We start from the raw sequence: 20,556 nt of genomic DNA, 5'->3' as shown, positions 1-20,556 counted from the left end.
TGCACCAATCGGATAGATCATGAAGACACTCCATAAACGCGTCCTGGTCACGGGTGGGGCCGGTTTCCTCGGCAGCCGGCTGTGCGCGCGTCTGATCGCCGAGGACTACGAGGTCCTCTGCGTCGATAACTTCTATACGGCGACCAAGGACAACATCAGCCATCTGCTTGGGCATCCGCATTTCGAGCTGATGCGCCACGACATCACCTTTCCGCTCTATGTGGAGGTCGATGAGATCTATAACCTCGCCTGTCCGGCCTCGCCGATCCATTATCAGGTCGATCCGGTGCAGACTACAAAGACCAGCGTCCATGGCGCCATCAATATGCTCGGCCTAGCCAAGCGCACCAAGGCGCGGATCTTCCAGGCCTCGACCAGCGAGGTCTATGGCGATCCCGAGTGTCATCCTCAGACCGAGGATTACTGGGGCCGAGTCAATCCGATCGGCCCGCGTGCCTGCTATGACGAGGGCAAGCGCTGCGCCGAGACCCTGTTCTTCGACTATCACCGTCAGCATCGCCTGGAGATCAAGGTGGCGCGCATCTTCAACACCTATGGCCCGGGGATGCATCCCAACGATGGGCGGGTGGTCTCGAACTTCATCATCCAGGCATTGAAAAACGAGCCGATCACCCTCTATGGCGACGGCTCCCAGACCCGCTCGTTTTGTTATGTCGATGACATGATCGAGGGCTTCATCCGGTTGATGGCCAGCCCACCCGAGATCACCGGTCCCATCAATCTCGGCAATCCGACCGAGCTGAGCATGCGCGAGCTGGCCGAACTGATCCGCGAGCTCACCGGTTCACGCTCGCCCCTGGTCCACCGACCCTTGCCGCCCGACGACCCCGTCCAGCGTCAACCGGATATTACCCGTGCCCGCTCCCTGCTCGGCTGGGAGCCGCGGGTGCCGCTCGTCGAGGGGCTCAAGCAGACCGTTGCCTATTTCGAGGACCTGATCCGGAGGGGTCTGGCATGATCCCTGTCTTGGTTACTGGCGGTGCCGGTTATATTGGGAGTCACACCTGTAAGGTGCTCGCCCAGGCAGGGTATCGGCCGATCGTGCTCGATAATCTGGTCTATGGCCATAAATGGGCAGTGTGTTGGGGCCCGTTGGAGGTAGGCGACATCAGTGATCGCGCCTGTCTGGATGCGATCATCGCCTGCCATCGGCCAGAGGCGGTGATCCATTTCGCCGCCTATGCCTATGTCGGCGAGTCGGTGCGCGATCCGGGTCGTTATTACCGCAACAATGTCGCTGGTACCCTGACCCTGCTCGAGGCGATGCGCGATCATGGGATCGCGCATCTGATCTTTTCGAGCACCTGCGCCACCTATGGCATCCCCGATCAGACCCCCATCACCGAGGATCATCCCCAGCGTCCGATCAACCCCTATGGCGCTTCCAAGCTCATGGTCGAACGCATGCTCGCCGATTTCGGGCAGGCGCATGGGCTAGGCTGGGTAGTGTTGCGTTATTTCAACGCCGCCGGCGCCGATCCCGAAGGCGAGCTCGGCGAGGATCATGATCCAGAGACCCATCTCATCCCCTTGGCGATTCAGGCAGCCCTGGGTCAGGGGCCGAGGCTCGAGGTCTTCGGCGATGACTATCCCACCCCCGACGGGAGCTGTATCCGCGACTATATCCATGTCGCCGATCTCGCCGAGGCGCATGTCCTGGCGCTCACCTATCTGCGCAACGGTGGTGCGAGCAGGGCCCTTAATCTCGGGACAGGGCAGGGGCATTCGGTCTTGGAGGTGATCGCCGCCATCGAGCGTGTGGCCGGACGCCCCGTGCCCTATGCCCTGGGCCCGCGCCGTCCCGGCGACCCGCCGGCACTCTATGCCGATGCCACCAAGGCGCAGGCGTTGCTTGGCTGGACCCCGCGCTATCCTGAGCTCGACACCATCATCGAACACGCCTGGCGTTGGCACCAAGGGGCAGGTACCAAAGGCGGATGAGTGACTGGCAGTGATTTATAGTTTCGACCTCTTCGATACCCTGATCACCCGCCGGCTAGGGACCCCGCGCGGGGTCTTTGTGCTGATGCAACAGCGGTTGCTTCAAGATCCCCAGGATCTGCCGCTGCTGTTATGTGCAGACTTTGCCCGCGAACGGGTCGCGGCGGAATGGACTGCGCGCGCAGAGGCGCGTGCTGCAGAGCCGGATGCCTCGCTACAGGTCGAGGAGGTCGGTCTCACCGCGATCTATGCTTGTTTTGGGCGGCGGCATGGACTGACTGCTGAGCAACTCGAACAGCTGATTGACTGTGAGCTTGCCACTGAGTCTGAGTGTCTCTATGGCGTCCCTGAGATGCTGGATCGTTTCCAGACGCTGGCTGAGCGCGGCGAGCGATTGGTCTTGATCTCGGATATGTACCTGCGTCGCCAAGACCTCACACGCCTGCTCGATGCCATCGACCCGAGGATCCTGGCATGCGCCACCCTCTATCTCTCCTCCGAGATCAAGCTCAATAAGGCCTCGGGCCGATTATTCGACCATGTCGCGCGCCTCGAAGGGGTCAGTCCCTCCGAGATCATCCATATCGGCGATAATCCGATCAGCGATCTCCAAAGCCCGCGCGCGCGCGGCTGTCAGGCAGACCTGTTTGCCGCCTGTCATCTCACCCCAGACGAGCAGGTCGGCGCAGATGAATATGACCTCGGCTGGCAGGTGAGCGCCGGCTTGCTGCGCGAGGCGCGCCTGACCCTTGAGTCCGATCGCGCCCGGGTGGGTGCCCTCTATGCCGCACCCTTGCTGGTCCCCTTCGTGCAATGGGCGATCGAAGAGGCGCGTGCCCAAGGCTTTAAGCAGGTCTATTTTCTCGCGCGCGACGGTCAGGTCCTGATCGAGATCGCCCGTCGTCTAGGGGTTAAGGATCTTGAGCTGCGTTATCTCTATGTCTCGCGTTTGAGCTGCCGCCGGGCGCTCGATCGCGACTATCCAGCCCTGTTGGATTGGGCATTCCTTGCCCACCGGCCCATGAGCCTCCAAGACCTTGCCTACCGCCTGACCAGTGAGCCCGCAGCGCTCATCGCCCGCCTGCGCCTTGCTGCCGACCTCCCACTTGCCCCAGCCCCAGACCAACCGCTCGATCGCGCAAGCAGTCAAGCTCTGCGCGCCCTTTTGGAAACTGACCCCCTGAGGTCCTGGGTCCTGGAACAGACCGCCCAGGAGCGCGCGCGGCTGTCAGGTTATCTGGCACAGGAGGGTGTCAGGCCAGGCAAGCGGGTCTGTCTCGTCGATCTCGGCTGGAGCGGCAGCATCCAGGATGCCCTCCATGGGCTGTCTGCCGGCGAGGTCGAGTTTCTGGGTCTATATTGGGGGCTCATGCACTGGGGGCAGGCTAATGATCAGACCAACCGCAAGCTGGCGCTTGCCTTTGCCCCTGGCCGTTTTTGGCGCGACCCCAGCGCCCTGCGCGAGATCCTCGAGTGTTTCACCGCCGCTGACCACGGCAGCACCCTGGGCTATGAGGCGCACGGTGGAGGCTACCGGCCCGTGCTCAACGAGGAAGGGGAGGCGATCCGCGCCTGGGGGCTTGCCGAGTTGCGCGCCGGAATCGATTGGTTTGCCGAGCGGGTAAGACAAAGGCTGACGCCGGCTGAGCTGATCGCCCTCTTGCCCGGACAATTAAAACGCCTCGAATATCTGGTCGAGTATCCCAGCCCCTTATTGGCGCAGGCGCTTGCAGACTTTCCCTATTCGCCGGATCCGACCGGACGCCTGCTGCCCTTCGCCCCCCCCTTGAGCCCCTGGCTGGCCCTGACCTATCGGCTGCGCCCCAGCAGGTCGCGTGCCCAACTCACGCGCTGGTATGAGGGCAGCCTGATCAACAGCTCGCCTTTGGTGCGATCTCTGGCGGCCTCGCCGCTCAGATGGGGGCTCGATATGCTCGCTGCGCTGCATCCGCGCGCCTTGCTATTGGCCGTCCCTTATCCGCTGCGTCAATGGCTCAAACACCGTCTGCCGGCGCCACTGGTGCGGGCAAGCCGCGCCCTGTTGCGGAGCGGATGATCTTTGATCCATCGCCTATCTGGAGACATCATCACCTTGGCGTCCCGGCGTCCGATCTTTCTCGATCTATTTGTCATCCGTCTGCCGCCTGCGGCCCTGGTCTCCATCCTCCATCGGGTCAGCGGCGCTCTGCTGGTCCTCGCCATCCCTTGGCTTGCCTGGCTGATGGGACGCGCGCTGTCTGGGCCCGAAGGATTCGCCGAGGTCGCCTCCATCCTGGACCATTGGGTGGCGAGGCCGATCCTGGTGCTTGTGCTCTGGGCTCCGGTCCATCACCTGCTCGCCGGCCTTCGGCACTTGGCGCTTGACCTGGGGCTAGGTCTGGAGCGCACTGCGGCTCAGGCCACGGCGCGCCTGACCCTGCTGGGAGCGGCGGGGGTAGTGGTCCTTCTTGTGCTGCTCCTGAGGGTCCTGGCATGAGCCGTCAAGCAGGCGGGCTTGCGGCCTGGCTGATCCAGCGCGCCTCAGCCCTCTATCTCATCCCCTGGGCGGTGTGGCTCATGCTCACACTGACCCTCGATCCGCCGTGCGACCATGCCGCCTTGATCGCCTGGATCAGGGCACCTGGGGTGATGCTCGCCTGGTTGCTCGCCCTACCGGCGCTCTTGGCCCATGCCTGGATCGGTGCGCGCGATGTCTTAATCGATTATGTACGCCCCTTGGCGCTGCGCCTCACCCTGTTATGGTGTCTGGCGCTTACCCTGATCGGGTCTGGCCTGTGGTTATTGAAGTCACTCTTTGCCGTCGCCGGAGGATAGGATGTCCATCCCCAAGAGACAATTCGATGCCCTGATCATCGGCGCCGGCGGGGCGGGGCTCAATGCTGCCCTGCAATTGGCGCGCGCCGAGCTGCGGGTGGCCGTGGTCTCCAAGGTCTTTCCCACCCGCTCGCATACGGTTGCCGCCCAAGGGGGGATCAATGCGGCGCTCGGCAATGTGCTCCCGGACTCCTGGCATTGGCACATGTTCGATACCATCAAGGGCTCGGACTATCTCGGCGACCAAGATGCCATCGAGCTCATGTGCCGAGAGTCCATCCCTACGGTCTATGAGCTTGAACGTGCCGGTGTGCCCTTTTCGCGTCTGGAAAACGGCAAAATCTATCAACGTCCATTCGGCGGCCAAAGCCAGAATTTCGGCGGCGAACAGGCGGCGCGCACCTGTGCCGCTGCCGATCGGACGGGCCATGCCGTGCTCCATACCTTGTATCAGCAGAATATCCGCGCCCGCACCCACTTCTTCGACGAGTGCTTTGCTTGCGACCTGATCCGTGATGCTGAGGGGCTCTTGTGCGGCGCCCTGGTCCTGGAGATCGCCACCGGCGAGCCCTTTCTGATCGAAGCCAAGTCCATCTTGCTTGCAACTGGCGGTTGCGGTCAGGTCTTTCGCACGACCTCAAACGCCAAGATCAATACCGGCGACGGGATGGCGATGGCCCTGCGCGCGGGCATCCCGCTGATGGACATGGAGTTCTTCCAGTTCCACCCGACGGGGATCGCCGGCAAAGGGCTTTTGATCTCGGAGGGGACGCGCGGGGAGGGCGGTTATCTGATCAATAGGCACGGCGAGCGCTTTATGGAACGCTATGCCCCGCGCGCCAAGGACCTTGCCAGCCGCGACATCGTGGCGCGCGCCATCCTCACCGAGGTGCGCGAAGGGCGCGGCTGTGGACCCCAAGGCGATCATGTATTGCTTAAACTCGATCATCTCGGCGAGGCGCTGATCGCTGAACGCCTGCCCGGGATTCGGGAACTCAGCCGCATCTTCGCCAGCGTCGATCCGATCAAGGAAGCGATCCCCGTCTTTCCGACCGCCCACTACATCATGGGCGGGATCCCCACCGACCGCTTCGGGCGGGTGGTGATGCCTGCAGGTCAAGGGGCAGAGGAGGTGGTCCCCGGCCTCTATGCCGCTGGCGAATGCGCCTGCGCCTCGGTGCATGGGGCCAACCGGCTGGGGGGCAACTCGCTCCTCGACATCCTGGTCTTTGGGCGGCTTGCAGGGAAGGATATCATCGAGTATGTGCGCGACAACCCCTATCCGCGTATCGCCGATCCCGCCAGCGTCGAGCAGGCGATGGCGCGTCTCATCCGCTGGGAGCGGTGCGGTACGGGCCTGTCGGTCCAAGCGCTGAGCGCCGAGCTGCGCAAATGCATGGAGGACCATGCAGGGGTCTTTCGCACCGAGTCGGTCTTACAGGAGGGGGTTGCACAGCTCCATGCCATCTGCGAGCGCCTGGATGAGGTGCGGCTGCGCGATCACTCCAAGGCCTTCAACACCGCACGCATCGAGGCGCTTGAGCTAGAAAACTTGATCGATGTCGGACTGGCGATCGCGCTCTCCGCCCTCAACCGCCGCGAGAGCCGCGGCGCGCACGCGCGTCTCGACTACCCACAGCGCGACGATCGCAATTGGCTCAAACATAGCCTGTATTATCGCGAAGGCGATCGCATGGACTATAAACCGGTGCGCACCAAACCGCTCACGATCGAACCCTTTACGCCGCAAGAGCGGGTCTATTAACGGGTATTAAAAGCGGCTTCAACGGCGGCTACGAGTCAGCCGCTATGCCGGCCCAGACTGGACCCTGAGAGCCATTGATCCCTACTCGAGGGTACGCATCGCCTACCCTCTACGCCGATGCTTCGGCCTTGACGTGCAGGGCATAGAGCATGTCCTCGTCGGCGATATGATCGATCAGCCAGTCCTGGGTGATATCGAGGGCGCGATCGGCGAGGTCTTGGCTGGGGCCGAAGATCATGAGCTCGTTCTCCAGCTCATCGAGCCGGCGAAAGAATGCAGTGTGCAGACGCAGATGTTCGGCAAGGCCGGGATAGGCATGGGCACGCATGAATGCCTCTTCGGTCTGGAAATGCAGGTTGGCATAGCTGCGCATGAAGGCGATGGCCTCCACCACCGCCTGCCGACCCTCGCGATCGAGGATCCGTTCATACAGGCGATGGGCGGCCTCAAAGAAGCCGCGGTGTTGTTCATCGATCTCAGCGATACCGATCGCATAGACCTCGGACCAGTCTTTGAGCATAAAACACCTAGATTGCTTGCATTTGGCGAACACCAGCCGCTGAAGTCCGCCTGACCTGGGTTGATCATACCTTAAATGGACCCTTGACTTTACAGTTTGATGGCGAACGGCGAGGCCGGGTCCGGCAACGCGCGCGGGTCAAGACAACTCCCAGTTGCACCGGCCAAGCCGGCGAGGCGTTGTCGGCCCTTTGCGACACCCGACTCGCCCATCATCTGGCCAAGGCCAGCGCCGCCGCTACACACCCCTGGCCCAGGGCCAAACCGCCGTCGTTCGTCGGGACCTGACGATGGGTCAGTACCCTCAGCCCAGCCGCGCGCAATCTTGTTGTGACTGACTCAAACAGGAGACGGTTCTGCCATACCCCGCCCGACAGGGCCAGGGTATCCAACCGCAACGCATGGCTCAGACGCACGGCGGTCTCAACGAGCGCGCTAGCAAATCCGTGATGGAAACGTGCGGCGATGGATGCAGGCGCCGTCCCTGCCGCGAGATCGGACAGGAGCGCCTCCCACAGCGGGCTGGGGTCGAGCTGCCAGATCGGGCCGCTATCATCCAGCTTGAAGGGATAGCCCGCAGCGGGGTCTTGAGCCTGCATCGCCAGGGACTCGAGGGCACAGGCCGCCTGTCCCTCATAGCTCAGCCGCTCGCCGCCGAGCCCTAGGGCCGCGGCGACAGCATCGAACAAGCGGCCTGCCGAGCTGGTGAACGGTGCCTGGGGGCCCTGGGCGATCAACCTGAGCAACAGACTGACCGGACGGCCTCTGAATGCCTGGATCGGCGGGAGCTCGGGATAGCGTCCCTGCCAGTATGTCCAACCACCCGTAGATTCGAGCCATGCCAGGAGCATGCGCCACGGCTCGCGGATGGCCAGCGCCCCACCTGGCATCAGCACGGGTCTGAGATGCGCGACCCGCCGATAGCCGTAATAGTCGCCGACCAGACATTCTCCGCCCCAGAGCGTCCCATCCTCGCCCCAACCGAGGCCGTCGAGCAGGATGCCGAGCACGGGGCCAGCGGTGCGGGGCCAGCCATTGTCGGCGAGCACCGCGGCCAGATGGGCATGATGATGCTGCACTGAGATGAGATTGAGCCCCTCGCGTCTGGCCCAATCGCGTCCGAAGTGGGAGGGGTGATAATCGGGGTGCCGATCGATGGCCAAGAGCTGGGGGCGATGGGTGAACAGCTCGGTATAAAGCCCGAGCATGGCGCGATATTCACGCGCAGCTCCGGCCCCCTCAAGGTCACCGAGATGGGGCGAGAGCAGTGCCTGACCCTCGCGGATCAGGCAAAAACAGTTCTTGAGTTCGCCACCTAAGGCCAGGATGGGGCCGCTGTCCTCGAACCCAGGCGGCAGCCGGATGGGGCTGGGGGCATAGCCGCGCGCGCGGCGCAGTAGACGTAGCTCGCCGTCCATGACCGACGCCAGCGAGTCATCAACCCGATTGATGATGGCGCGGTCATGGAGCAATAAAAAATCGGCGATCCCTCCCAGTCGCTCCAGGGCCTCGGCGTTGTCGATGCAGGGGGGCTCATCGCTCAGGTTACCGCTGGTCATCACCAAGGGGCGCTCCCAGTCGGCCAAGAGCAGATGATGCAGGGGGCTGTAAGGCAGCATGAACCCCAAGCGGTATTGATCCGGCGCGATCCCCGGGGCCAAGGCCGGCCCATTTGGCGGCTGCCGCGGAATCAGCAAGAGGATGGGCGCCGATGGGCTCATTAGATGCTGCGCCTCCAACGGCGAGACCTGCGCATAGCGTTGGATGATCTCCAGGTCGCGGGCCATCAGGGCCAAGGGCTTGGCATCACGCCGCTTGCGCCGACGCAGCTCTGCGACCGTCTGGGTAGCGGTGGCGTCGCAGGCCAGATGAAAGCCGCCGATCCCCTTGATCGCCAGGATCTGGCCCTCTCGCAACAGGCGGCTTGCGGCCTCGATGGCATCGCAGGCGCCAAAAACGGCGGCGTCGAGCGCTTGACCCCGGGCATCGACCAGCCACACCCTTGGCCCGCAGTCGGGACAGGCAGTGGGCTGGGCATGAAACCGGCGGTCCGCCGGGTCTTCATATTCCGCCCGGCAGCGCGCGCATAGCGCAAAAGCCACCATACTGGTACGGGCGCGGTCATAGGGGATACCCCGCACGATGCTCAGGCGCGGGCCACAATGGGTGCAATTGGCAAAGGGATAGCGATAACGCCGGTTAGTTGGGTCTTGGATCTCGGCCAAGCAGTCCGGACAGGTCGCGGCATCGGGCACAATACCGGTGTGGATGGGTGTCGGATCGCTCGCCAGGATCTGGAATACCTGGGTATCGAGTGGTTCGCTCAGGGGGATACGCTCGATTGCATCGATGCGCGCAAGGGGCGGGCATTCAGCACGCAGGCGGGCGCAAAAACGATCGATCGCAGCGCCGTCCTGGGCATCGGCCGGCTGGATGCGGATCAACACCCCATCGCCGTCGTTGCGCACATCGCCGATGAGGTTCAGCGCCTGGGCCAGGCGCCAGACGGTCGGGCGAAACCCCACCCCCTGTACCAGACCGCGCACCCGAATCGCCTCTGCTTGCCCGCCGTCCATCGATACCCCCTTGGGATGCTTGATGAATAACCGTGCGATCCTAATCTTTATGCATCCATATCGCCCGCAGTTGCGGCGAAGCCAAAGCGCCGGGTCAGGCGAGGTTGCTAGGGTGTATTCTCAATCAAGTCAATCAGGCGATGGTGCAAGCCAGATAAACGAACGACAGGGAAGACGAGGCGAGCTTGTCGTAGCGCGTGGCGATGCGTCTGAATTGCTGGATGCGACAGAAGAAGCGCTTGATCAGATTGCGGTTTTTGTAGAGATGCCGGTTGAACGAGCGCGGATTGAGTCGGTTGGAGCGTGGGGGGATGACCGCCTGGCTGCCCTGTGCGATCACCGTTTCGACAAGGGCATCCGAGTCGTAACCCTTGTCGGCAATGACGCACTCGGTCGGTTGGTCCTGGATCAACGCCGCGGCCTGCTCGATGTCGGCGACCTGCCCTGCCGAGAGAATGACGCGCAGCGGATTGCCCAAGGCATCCACCGCAACGTGCAGTTTGGTCGTCAACCCGCCCCGCAAGCGACCGATTTCCTGTTGGCCCGCTTTTTTGGGGCGCCAGCAGAATGTGAGTGGGCGCGCACGATGGTCGAGTCGATGAACAGATGCTCCATGTCGGCATCGCCTTGCAGTGCGGCGGCCACGCGCTCCCAAACACCTTTCTCGCGCCAGCGCGAGAAACGCACATATGTCCGGTGCCAGTGGCCCAGCTCGGCTGGCAAATCGCGCCACAGACAGCCGGTGCGCATGATCCAGAGCACGGCTTCGACAACGCGCCGGTTGTCCCTCGCTGTGCAACCCGGATCGCTCTTCTTCCCCGGTAACAGCTGCTCAATGCGTGCCCACCGCTCATCTCATAACATCTTCCGCTCCATCCTGACTCCTGCGCAAAAGTCAGGATATGACCAGACTTCACCCACTGTGAACAGCCCCTCGCCATGTCAGTGACTGTGAACGATTTATGCAACCTCGCTTGCATATGACATAGCACTATGCGCACGATTGAGAAGAGGACCTAACCTTATAGAGCTTCGTTAAAAAGCCCTGAACAATAGGGTCAGTAACGTTTACTGATGCGAGGAGGTGGATCATGGCCTATCAGTTTGCAACCCTGGGCGGCGGCTGTTTTTGGTGTCTGGAGGCAGTTTTTCAAATGCTCCGCGGTGTCATGGCAGCCGAACCTGGATATGCGGGCGGGGACCTACCCAACCCCACCTATCAGCAGGTCTGTACCGGCACGACCGGACATGCCGAGGTAGTGCAGATCACCTTCGACGATCAGCAGATCGATTATGCGACCCTGCTGGACATCTTTTTTGCTATCCACGATCCTACCACCCCTGACCGGCAAGGGGCGGATGTTGGGAGTCAGTATCGATCGGTTATCTTTTATCACAGCGACCAGCAACTGGCCTGCGCCGAGGCGGTGATAGCGCGCATTCAGGGCGATTGGCCCAACCCGATCGTGACCCAGGTCGAGCCGGCGCCGGTCTTTTACCCGGCTGAGTCCTATCATCGCAATTATTATCGCCGCTATCCGCTGCAAGACTATTGTCAGGTTGTGATCGCACCCAAACTTGCCAAATTGCGCCAATACTTCCGCGAGCACCTGCTGACCGAGCGGCGCCGGAAGCAGCCGATTTCGCCGTGAGATACGCCGCGCCGAGCGATCCGTCACCCCCCTGTCCCCAGAGCATTCTGGGGTTGGCCCCATTGATGCGCCGAGCCCTGGCAGGCGAAGACCTGAGACCGCTGAGTCAAGCGCTGCTCCAACGCGCCGACGCCGACCCCCATGAGGCCGGTGCCTTGCTGGATGCCGCGATCCTCTGCGAGTTTCAGGGACGAGCTGCGCTTGCCGCCAACCTCAGACGCGAGGCCCTGCGCCTATGCCGGCATTATCGCGTCCAGGGGTGTGCGCAAACGCCGGCATTGCGCGTGCTAGCGCTCAAGGCCGCGGGTCCACTGCTGGCCAATACCCCGATCGAATGTCTGCTTGCCGACGGGGACATCGCGCTCGAAGTCTATTATGTCGGGGAGGACCTCCCCGATCCCGAGACCCTGCCAGAACATGACCTGCTCTTCGTCGCCATCGGCGAATCCGATGCCCATCAGCCGCTGCTCGCTCATTGGGCCGAGCGTCTGCGCGCCTGGCCGCGCCCGGTCATCAATGATCCCCGCCAGATCATCGCGAGCGCGCGCGATCGGCTGTGGCAGCGTCTGCAAGGTCTGCCAGGTGTGCTTGCCCCCCCTGTCTGGCGTCTCGGCCGTGCCCAGCTCGCTGACCTAGCCGCAGGGCAGGGGCGGGAGGGCTACGGGTTTCCGTTACTCATCCGCCCCATCGATTCGCATGCCGGCCAGGGTCTGACCCGCATCGACCGAGCCGAGGACCTCGCCGCCCTGCTTGCCAGTCACCCTGAGCCGACCTATTTTGTGTCGCCCTTCATCGACTACCGCTCGCCGGACGGTTGGTTTCGCAAGTTCCGTCTGGTCTGGATCGGCGGCCAACCCCTTCCCGTTCATCTCGCCATCTCTGAGCGATGGATGATCCATTATCTCAATGCCGGGATGGATGGCAGTGCGGTCAAGCGCGCCGAGGAGGCAGATTTTTTCAAGGGTTTTGAGAGCGGTTTTGCCCAGCGTCATGCCAAGACGCTTGCGGCGCTCCATGCCGCCCTGGGTTTGGATTATGTCGGCATCGATGGCGCCGAGCTGCCCGATGGCCGTTTATTGCTCTTTGAGGCTGACCCCGCCATGGTAGTGCACGACATGGATCCGCCGGCGATCTATCCCTACAAGCTCGCGCCTATGCGCCGTCTATTCGCGGCTTTTCGCGAGTTTCTCAGCGGTGTCTCTAAACACAGGCCGCCGGGTCTAGGGCAGGGTGTCTGAGATGATCAAGGGGCCTGGGCGACTCGATGCCAACGCCCTCAACTTCTCAGGTGGACCTGGGGTCTTGCCGGCGCGCGTTTTGGAAGAGCTCGAGGAGGCCATTCGGTCAGCCCCTGGTGTGGGTCTGTCGATTTTGGGGGTCAGCCATCGTTCGGATTGGTTCGCTGAACTTGTAGATCAGACCGAGCGCGATCTGCGCGCCCTGCTGCGCCTGCCCGAGAGTCATGCCGTGCTTTTTCTCCAGGGCGGAGCCAGCCTTCAGTTTTCGCTGGTCCCCATGCACCTGTTGCGCAGTAAGGAACAGACTGCCGAGTATCTGCGCACCGGCTATTGGAGCGCTAAATCCATCTCGCCTGCACATCTCGAGGGTCAAGTGCGCGTCCTCTGGGACGGAGAGGGGGGAGGGTTCCATCGGCTCCCTCGCCCTCATGAACTCAAACCCGCTGCCGATGCCGCTTATCTTCACTATGTCTCGAACGAAACGGTCGAAGGCTTACAGTTTCATTGGATACCGGGGCGCGACGATGTCATCCGCGTCTGCGATATGTCATCCGATTTTCTCGCCTATCCGTTCGATCCGACGCGCTTTGATCTCATCTATGCCCATGCCCAGAAGAATCTGGGGCCTGCGGGTGTGACCCTGGTGCTCATCCGGCGCGCGCTGCTTGAGCGTGCCCCTGCCGATCTGCCTGCGATCCTCGACTATCGCGCCCATTTGCAGGCCCGCTCGATCTATAACACCCCGCCGGTCTTTGCCATCTATGCCGTCTCGCGGGTCTTGCGCTGGCTGATCGAGGAGATCGGCGACCTCGATCGGATGTGCGAGCGCAATCGACGCAAGGCCGAGCGCCTGTATTCGGTCATCGATCGCTATCCCGAGCTCTATCGAGGTTGGGCGGCCCCAGAAGATCGCTCGCTGATGAATGTCGTTTTCCGTCTGGCGACGCCGGAACGCGAAGCCGAGTTTCTACGGCAGGCTACACAGGCGGGCTTCAGCGGACTGCAAGGACATCGCGCGCTGGGCGGGATACGGGCCTCGATCTATAACGCCATGACCTTGGTTGCCGTCGAGCAGCTGGCCGAGTTTATGGAGGAGTTCGCGGCCAAAGGATAGGCCAGGCCATCTTTGACATCCTCCCCGCCCTGAAGGGCAAGGCTTGTCGCGCATTGGGTCAGTTGCAGGAGAGGCCGATCTGTCCTCTCCCTCTTTCAATCAGCCAATCTCGTTTAAACCGCGTATCCAATCCATAGGCGATCTCCAAGATGCCAACCGCCACCCCGTAAGGCGTCTGGAGCCTGGTGGATGAGGTCCAGCGCCGATTCGCTGAAAGCGCGCAAGGTTCGCGATGATGTCTTGGAGTTGATCTCCCCAGAGGATCTCTGGCCGCAGGTGTGGCGATGGCCCCTCAGGCCCGCTTTGGATGAGGGGCAGATCACCTAACCCACTATTTCTATGGCCAGCCACCGTCTATGTGTCCATGTTCGAAAAAGGTGCGGCAGCGCTTGCAGAGATACAACACAGGAGACCCCATATAGGGCGTGCTCAGGGTGCGGGAGGGGGCACCGCATCTTGGGCAAACATGGATGCGGCGATGTAGCCAGTAAGCCCCCAGGCAAAGAGACCGCTTATCCACAGCAGATATTCATTGAGTCCCCAATAGGCGAGCAGCGGGATGGCGGGAAAGATGAAAAGCAGATAGGCGACCAGCGATAGCTTGAAGCGCTTTTTCGTCTGGGCGGCGGGAAAGGGAATCTCTCGATATTCGACCCCGCTTTCCCACAATCGCATGCCATCTTCGGAGAAACCGATCCCTTGGTAGCGAAATCCCTTTCTCCTCTCTGTCTTGCTATTCGACATGCCGCACGCTCCACCCACTGGCTTGGATCTGTTCGCAGACCTCCCCGCGCGCAAGTCCCAGACTTCATTGGGGGGCATTGACCATCAAGCCCACCAGATGCCCAGCTACGCCAAGCTCGCCAACGCCTTCCCCCGGTGTCCTGCCTGCCGACAGGATGTCCATCGCGCTTGTGCCTTTGTCTGGTTGGCCTGATTGAGAACGCGCCCTAGGAGGCGCGGCGCATCTGCTCGGGGATGGCGTCCCAGCCCGCCTTGATCTCACGCAGCAAGCCGGCGATCTCTTCGAGCGGCTGCGGATCATTGCGGGCGTTTCCGGTCAGGAGACGGCGCTGCATATAGTCATAGAGCGCATCCAGGTTGGCGGCCAGCTCGCCGCCTTCGGCGAGATTGAGCGATCCGCGCAGCTCGCCGATGATATCCATCGCCTGGGTGATCTTTTTTGCTTTGAGTGCCAGATTGCCTTGGGCGATGGCGCCGCGCGCCACCGCAATGCGTTCGAGCGCACCCTCAAACAGCATCTGGGTCAGACGATGTGGATCAGCGACCGTGATCTCAGCGATGGCACCGGCCTGACGGTATTGGTTGAGTTCTTTACGCATCGCGTACATGATCGACCTCGGCTTTCATGGGTCCGTTGAACTTTTGATGAATCTGTGGCCTTTCGCCCCCCTTTGCTCAGGACTCGCGCGGGGCCGCGACTGCCTTCGTTGACTATAACGACCGTCTAGAGGATTTCTTGAGCCAGGTGCAACATCTCATCAGTGGGGTCAGTGAAAAATGCCAAACGAAAATCCCCTCACTCTGGCAAAGGGGGGATTTGAGCGATCTTGACTCGACGACCTAACGCGTCTGGGCGGTGAATGGCAGCCGGTCATTGATCCCTTCGAGCTGCTTGCCGGTGTCGCGTAGACTGCTGACGATGTTTTCCATGGCGATGAATTGGGCCTGTAGGCGTGCGGCATATTTCTCCATCCGCCGATCAAGCAGGGCCCGTTCATCCTTGATCTCATCAAGCTGTTGCTGCAGACCCTTTTCGCGCGCCCCGATGGTACCGCTGCTGCCGGTGAACCCATCGATCATGTTGGCCAGTTCGCCGGCCAGCCCGCGGGCAAAGCTGAACTCAAACGACCCCTGGGCCTTGGCGCCCGGATTGACCCGCAGATTGAGTCCATAGGCCGGTGAATCCAGGCTGGGGAGCAGGATGTTCCCGGCGCCAAATCCCTCGACGCCATTGATGGTGCCGGAGACATCCACGCCACGCGTGCCGCTCAGGGCGGTCTCGATCCCGAGCGCCGCCATCGCCTCGCTGCGTTCGCTAAAGCTCACCGCCGAGTTTGCGCCACTGCTGTTTGAGGTAAAGGTGAAGCGATTGGCGGCACTGTCATAGCCGACCGTCACACCCACCCCCGCGCCGCTGAGCTTGGCATCGGCATCGATCGCGCCCTGCAAGGCAGCGCGCAGCTCCTCGGCAGTGTTAAAGGTGCCATTCAGGGTGATGGTGTTGGATTCGATGCCATCGACCCGGATCTTGAAGTGATGGGCCACATTGGTGGTGTCGAGCAGGCTTACAAAGCTGTCGGTCGCCGGATCAAATTGGGCATGGCTGATCGCCTGGCCATCGACAAAGGCCCGGGTCGGGCTGATCCCCAACACCCCCATGTTGTCGGTCCAGCTGCCGCTCACCTCCTCGCCGGTCTCCACGAACTGCACCCGCGAGGCCGATCCATAGTCGCGCGAGACAAAGCGAAAGGCATTGGCGCTGCTGTCATACTGGACATCCAGCCCCACACCGGCTGCCCGCAGATTGGTATCGCCGTTGATGCGCGATTGGAGTTCAGCGCGTACGGCCTCAATCGAATTGAAGCTGCCGGTCAAGCGGATGGTGTTGGAGGTGATGCCATCGACCTGGATCTTGAAGGCATAGCCGCCGCCGGAGGTGTCCAAAGGCCCGGCGCCAAAATCATGGGTGATGGCGGCCCCGCGCGCCTGACCCTGGGTGGGGTCGCGGGTGATCTGGGCGCTATAGGTCCCGGCGACCGTGCGCGTGGAGAAGCTCCCTTGGTTAACCGTGATAGCGGTGTTGGTCGAGGTTGTCTGACCGGCGAACAGGCGCTCGACCAGGGCGAACTTGTTATTGATCGCTTCTTTCAGCTCGGTCTCATTGATCGAAAGGGAGCCATCGCGTTCGGTGCGGATGCCAACATTCGTCAGGGCGGTAAAACCATCTTGAATCCCAGGTACGGCCCCGCCCAGTTGCTGGCGCAGGCGTTCGATCATGCTTCGTGCTGTGCCATCGTTGACCAACCCACCGCGCACCAGTCTATTATCCTTATCGCGGCTATACCCCACGATCTCCTGGGCAGTCTTTTGGAAGCTGTTATAGGTCTTTACGAAGTCGCGGATCGCCTGTTCGGCCGCGCCCTTATCCGCCGTGATGGAAAAGTTCAGCGGCTGACCGGGCGTGCCCTTTTTGTTGATCGTGAACGAAAAGCCCTGGATGACGTCGTTGATCTCGTTGGTGGTGCGGGTGACGGTCAGCCCATTGACCCGCAGCTCGGCATTGCGGCCCTTTTGAGTCTCAAGCGCCGAGCGGGTGGTCTCGTTGTATTCAAAGGCCGAGAGCCCGGTCGCGCCTGGGCTGGCGGTGATGCGCAAGGCATTGGCCGCGCCGGAGTCGGCGGTGAGCATGAGCTGATATTGGTCAGCGACCTTGACGATCGAGGCCTGGACACCCGCATTCTGGTCATTGATCTTCTTGGCGATCGTATCCAGCGAGTCACTCGCCTCGATGTTGATCGACAGCGCTGCCCGCTCGCCATTGACCGCAAAGCTGGTCGGATCGCCCGTGCCCGGATCATAGCTCCAGGTCCCGAACTGGATGGTCAGGGTGCCAGATTTATCGAGTGCGACATCGCGCGCGGCCTGCGCCGGCATGGCAAGCGTATGGGCGCTCGCCGTCTCGAGGACCTCGATGGCATAAGAACCGACCTGGGCCCCCGGCTCGATCTTATTGGCGGTGATGATATCCGAGCTGGGGACGTTCACCGACCGGGCATTGAAGAGATCGCGGCTGGTCAAGGCGGTCAGGGCGCCCTTGAGGGTGGCAAGGGCACTGCGCAACTGGCCATAGCCCGAGATCTGGGCCTGGAGGCGTTCCTCGCGTTGGGTCAGCCGCTCTTCCTTGGGCGCGCGTTCAGCTGCCGTCAACTGGCTGACCAGATTCTTGATATCGATCCCAGAACCTGCACCGAGCGTTCGGATGATGTTTTCGGCCATGGGCGTTCTCCCCGCATCGCCTTAAGGAAGGCCCCGCGCTACCTGCACGCAGCAGCTGCCATCAGGCCTTCTTGTTGAAGATCAGACCGATCAGCCCATCGACATATTTGGCAAAGTTGAGGGTCTCTTCGCTGGGGATCTGGCGGATCACCTCGTTGGTCTGGGCATCGACCACCCGGATCACCATCCGTCCCGATTCCTCATCAAGCTGGAAGGTGAGCATCTGCCGACCCTGTTGCAGCATCTCATTGATCTTATCGACTGCCTCGCTGAGTTTATCGACCATCTCCTTGTCGTTGGCCAACACACCCTGAGGGCTATCCCTTTTGTCCTCTGCATTGGCCGCCTGAGCTAGCTCAGGCCGATTGGCTGCGTTATTCACCCGCGCATCAAGATGGGTCAGGGTCTCGCCCTGCATCGGTTTGGACGCTTCTCTGTTCTCCCGTAGCTCAGGCCGGGGCTGGACGCGGGTGCCTGTCATTGCCGTACTGGTCGAGGGTGCGGTCACCGCCCCCATACCGCTCAAAGGATCGCTGGCCATCGCTTCTTCTCCTGGTTAGACGGGCGGCCCCCTTTAAACCGCGGGGCCACCCGCTTCTGTCGCCTTAAACCTGACTAGAGTTTAGCGCAGGAGCGACAGCACCTGTTGCGGCTGCGAGTTGGCCTGGGCGAGCATGGCCTGGCTGGCCTGCATCAAGACCTGCGAGCGCGACAGCCGCGCCGTCTCGGCGGCGAAGTCGGCATCCTCGATGCGCGAGCGCGAGGCCGAGGCGTTCTGCGAGATGCTCATCAGGTTATTGATGGTGAACTCTAGCCGGTTGTTGATTGCACCCAGATCAGAGCGCACGTTATTGATCCGCTCGAGCGCATTGTCGATGGCTACGATCGCCTTATTGGCCCCTTCTACAGTCGAGATATCGACATTGGCGATCGCCATGCCGTCCTTGCCGCCACCATAGTTGCCCACCGTCAGGCCCGAGCGGTCTAGGTTCGGGTCCTTACCGCGGGTGATCACGATCTCCCTATCCGACACCAGAGTAAACTCGCCGACATAGGTGTTTGCCCCATTCTGGAAGCCGGCATATTGGCTGTTAGAGAAGTCCGTGATGATATTGCGTCCATCCTTGGCGATGAGCTGGACCCCGCCACCACTGTTCGAACCCGACTCGCCAGTATCAATGGCCATCACCCCCGTCTGGTCGGAGATGGCATTGACCGCCTTGACTAGGGCCTGGCGGTCGGCGCTCAGGTCACCGCTGGTGATAAACGCGGTGATCGCCACCCCATTGATGCTCCCAGTAATTGTTGCATTAGCAGAGGCGGTCTGGGCCTCGGTGTTTCTGGCGATGTTTTCATTGACGATTGCCCGCACCCCGGTCTTATCGGCCACGGCATTAAAGGCTGCTGCCTTGGCGATGGCGCTATAGTCCCTGCCGCTTGATGAGGCCGTGTCATCGGTGGCATATGAGGGGCCGACCGACACGCCATTGACAAAGACATTACCCGCGCTCATGGCCTGGTTTGAGTCCCTCAGATCTGAGGTCACCTGGGTGGCGGTGCCGCTGTATTTGCCCTCGACAAACCCAGCGTCGCTTGCCCGCCCGGTGGCACCCGAGGTGATGACGATGTCCTTGCCGCCCGAGGAGACCAGGGTCACGGTGCCGGCGGCGATGGTAGTAGCATTAGCGCCTACGGCTAGATTGAGACCGGTCTGGGCAGCGGTCAGGTTGTTGTTATTTTCAAGCACAATATTGCGCCCGTCCTTGGCCACTAAAGTGACGCCACCCTCATCGGTGCCGGTATCGATGGCTATGACCCCGGTCTGGTCCGAGTTCAGGTTGATTGCCCGCACTACCGACTCGCGGGTGGTCGCCGTGTCACTGGTCGTCTGCAGGGCAATGGTCACCCCATTGATCGCGATATTGCCTGAGGTTGCGCTGGCAGTCATGGCCGCGCCGCCTAACCGCGTTTCACCGACCACAGCGGTGACCCCGGTTTGATCGCTCTTGGCATTGATCGCCGCCGCCGTCGAGATGGCGCTTGCCGCCTTGCCCGCCGAGGAGGCATTGTCGAAGGCCGCCTGGGCACCCTCGATCGCAATCCCATTGATCACCAGGTCGCCCGTACCCAGTGAGGTCAGGTTACTGACGGCAACCGCTGCGCTCGAACCCGTCGCGATGCGGGTAAATGAACCTACACCTGCGGTATTTTCTATACCTAGGTTCTGGGCATCGAGCTTGCCGATGGTCACCGACATGGTCTGGTTGGCCTCGGCGCCGACATGGAGCTTGACCTCGCTCGCCGAGCCATCCAAGAGATTGAGGCCGTTGAAATTGGTGCTCTCAACCAGGCGGTTGAGCTCCTTGATGAGCTGCTGCGACTCGGCATTCAGCGAGTTGCGGTTGCCCTTGGTATAGGTGCCGTTGGCCGATTGCACCGCCAGCTCGCGCATGCGTTGCAAGATGTTTGACATCTCGCTCATCGCCCCCTCGGCGGTCTGCACCAGCGAGATGCCATCGTTGGCGTTACGGACCGATTGATCAAAGCCCCGGATCTGCGAGGTTAGGCGGCTGGTGATCGCTGAACCGGCGGCATCGTCCTTGGCCGAATTGATACGAAGCCCGCTGCTTAGGCGCTCCATCGATTGACCCAGGGCCCCCTGGGTCTTGGTGAGGTTGCGCTGGGCATTGAGCGACATGACGTTGGTATTGATGACCAGTGGCATGGTAGATCTCTCCTCATCTGGGTTACCCGGGCCTTTGGCCTTGCGCTTTGGCCTCTGCCTCGGATTCGGTGTGTTCACCCCTGCTATCGGCTAGGGTGGCAAAATCTTGAGTCCTTTGCTTGACCCCGCTTGCAGACAGGTATCCGCTAGGCCAACGGCCCCCAGCGGGGG

At 61.8% G+C, this 20,556-nt stretch carries 17 protein-coding genes; 9 read left to right on the top strand and 8 right to left on the bottom strand.

The window, feature by feature from the left end; translation table 11 throughout:
- The first annotated feature begins 19 nt into the window (after positions 1 to 19).
- The 6 genes from GWK36_RS09630 to sdhA are packed head-to-tail and all read left to right on the top strand — an operon-like array spanning position 20 to position 6,541.
- Positions 20 to 979, top strand: a complete 960-nt coding sequence (locus GWK36_RS09630) for a UDP-glucuronic acid decarboxylase family protein (RefSeq protein ID WP_166270953.1) — start codon at positions 20 to 22, stop codon at positions 977 to 979.
- The gene (galE, locus tag GWK36_RS09625; protein WP_166270952.1) at positions 976 to 1,962 is read left to right on the top strand and encodes a UDP-glucose 4-epimerase GalE; all 987 of its coding nucleotides are present in this window, start codon (positions 976 to 978) and stop codon (positions 1,960 to 1,962) included. The genes GWK36_RS09630 and galE overlap by 4 nt, the downstream gene beginning before the upstream one ends.
- A gap of 10 nt (positions 1,963 to 1,972) precedes the next feature.
- A complete protein-coding gene (locus GWK36_RS09620; protein ID WP_166270951.1) occupies positions 1,973 to 4,018 on the top strand; it encodes an HAD family hydrolase in 2,046 nt (681 codons plus the stop codon).
- 36 nt (positions 4,019 to 4,054) lie between these two features.
- A complete protein-coding gene (gene sdhC, locus GWK36_RS09615; RefSeq protein ID WP_166270950.1) occupies positions 4,055 to 4,438 on the top strand; it encodes a succinate dehydrogenase, cytochrome b556 subunit in 384 nt (127 codons plus the stop codon).
- Positions 4,435 to 4,776: a succinate dehydrogenase, hydrophobic membrane anchor protein gene (gene sdhD, locus GWK36_RS09610; protein ID WP_166270949.1), complete on the top strand. Its 342-nt coding sequence runs from the start codon at positions 4,435 to 4,437 to the stop codon at positions 4,774 to 4,776. Before sdhC ends, sdhD begins: the two co-directional genes overlap by 4 nt.
- 1 nt (position 4,777) lies before the next feature.
- Entirely contained in the window at positions 4,778 to 6,541 is a 1,764-nt protein-coding gene (sdhA, locus tag GWK36_RS09605; RefSeq protein ID WP_166270948.1) for a succinate dehydrogenase flavoprotein subunit, read from the top strand.
- 109 nt (positions 6,542 to 6,650) lie between these two features.
- On the opposite strand, the gene GWK36_RS09600 is transcribed toward sdhA, so the two are convergent.
- The 3 genes from GWK36_RS09600 to GWK36_RS09590 form a co-directional block, all read right to left on the bottom strand.
- A complete protein-coding gene (locus GWK36_RS09600; RefSeq protein WP_166270947.1) occupies positions 6,651 to 7,061 on the bottom strand; it encodes a bacteriohemerythrin in 411 nt (136 codons plus the stop codon).
- A 211-nt stretch (positions 7,062 to 7,272) separates the two neighbouring features.
- A complete protein-coding gene (hypF, locus tag GWK36_RS09595; RefSeq protein ID WP_166270946.1) occupies positions 7,273 to 9,636 on the bottom strand; it encodes a carbamoyltransferase HypF in 2,364 nt (787 codons plus the stop codon).
- 133 nt (positions 9,637 to 9,769) lie between these two features.
- Positions 9,770 to 10,473 (bottom strand): IS5 family transposase gene (locus GWK36_RS09590; protein ID WP_425482796.1). Its coding sequence is split into 2 segments (ribosomal slippage): positions 9,770 to 10,191 and positions 10,191 to 10,473, totalling 705 coding nucleotides; the frame shifts between segments, so codons are not numbered across the junction.
- A gap of 254 nt (positions 10,474 to 10,727) precedes the next feature.
- On the opposite strand from GWK36_RS09590, the gene msrA reads away from it, so the two are divergent.
- Genes msrA through GWK36_RS09575 form a run of 3 tightly spaced genes read left to right on the top strand, consistent with a single transcriptional unit; the run spans position 10,728 to position 13,640 of the window.
- Positions 10,728 to 11,288 carry a peptide-methionine (S)-S-oxide reductase MsrA gene (msrA, locus tag GWK36_RS09585; RefSeq protein WP_166270945.1) on the top strand — a complete coding sequence of 187 codons (561 nt, stop codon included), beginning with the start codon at positions 10,728 to 10,730 and terminating at the stop codon, positions 11,286 to 11,288.
- The gene (locus GWK36_RS09580; protein ID WP_246237516.1) at positions 11,285 to 12,526 is read left to right on the top strand and encodes an ATP-grasp domain-containing protein; all 1,242 of its coding nucleotides are present in this window, start codon (positions 11,285 to 11,287) and stop codon (positions 12,524 to 12,526) included. Before msrA ends, GWK36_RS09580 begins: the two co-directional genes overlap by 4 nt.
- Position 12,527: 1 nt before the next feature.
- Positions 12,528 to 13,640, top strand: a complete 1,113-nt coding sequence (locus GWK36_RS09575) for a phosphoserine transaminase (RefSeq protein ID WP_166272601.1) — start codon at positions 12,528 to 12,530, stop codon at positions 13,638 to 13,640.
- Positions 13,641 to 14,069: 429 nt separating this feature from the next.
- On the opposite strand, the gene GWK36_RS09570 is transcribed toward GWK36_RS09575, so the two are convergent.
- The 5 genes from GWK36_RS09570 to GWK36_RS15700 all read right to left on the bottom strand — a co-directional run bounded on the left by GWK36_RS09570 (position 14,070) and on the right by GWK36_RS15700 (position 20,385).
- On the bottom strand, positions 14,070 to 14,315 hold the full coding sequence (locus GWK36_RS09570) for a hypothetical protein (protein ID WP_166270944.1): 246 nt from the start codon (positions 14,313 to 14,315) through the stop codon (positions 14,070 to 14,072).
- Between the two features lie 275 nt (positions 14,316 to 14,590).
- On the bottom strand, positions 14,591 to 14,992 hold the full coding sequence (gene fliS, locus GWK36_RS09565; RefSeq protein WP_166270943.1) for a flagellar export chaperone FliS: 402 nt from the start codon (positions 14,990 to 14,992) through the stop codon (positions 14,591 to 14,593).
- Positions 14,993 to 15,224: 232 nt separating this feature from the next.
- Complete coding sequence (gene fliD, locus GWK36_RS09560) at positions 15,225 to 17,660, bottom strand: flagellar filament capping protein FliD (protein ID WP_166270942.1); 2,436 nt, start codon at positions 17,658 to 17,660, stop codon at positions 15,225 to 15,227.
- A gap of 61 nt (positions 17,661 to 17,721) precedes the next feature.
- Positions 17,722 to 18,201, bottom strand: a complete 480-nt coding sequence (locus GWK36_RS15445) for a flagellar protein FlaG (protein WP_246237515.1) — start codon at positions 18,199 to 18,201, stop codon at positions 17,722 to 17,724.
- Positions 18,202 to 18,282: 81 nt separating this feature from the next.
- Positions 18,283 to 20,385, bottom strand: a complete 2,103-nt coding sequence (locus GWK36_RS15700; RefSeq protein WP_166270941.1) for a flagellin N-terminal helical domain-containing protein — start codon at positions 20,383 to 20,385, stop codon at positions 18,283 to 18,285.
- Positions 20,386 to 20,556 lie beyond the last annotated feature (171 nt).

Source organism: Caldichromatium japonicum (genome assembly GCF_011290485.1).
In the GTDB taxonomy this organism is placed as follows: domain Bacteria; phylum Pseudomonadota; class Gammaproteobacteria; order Chromatiales; family Chromatiaceae; genus Thermochromatium; species Thermochromatium japonicum.
This window is presented reverse-complemented; position numbering and strand designations above follow the sequence as displayed.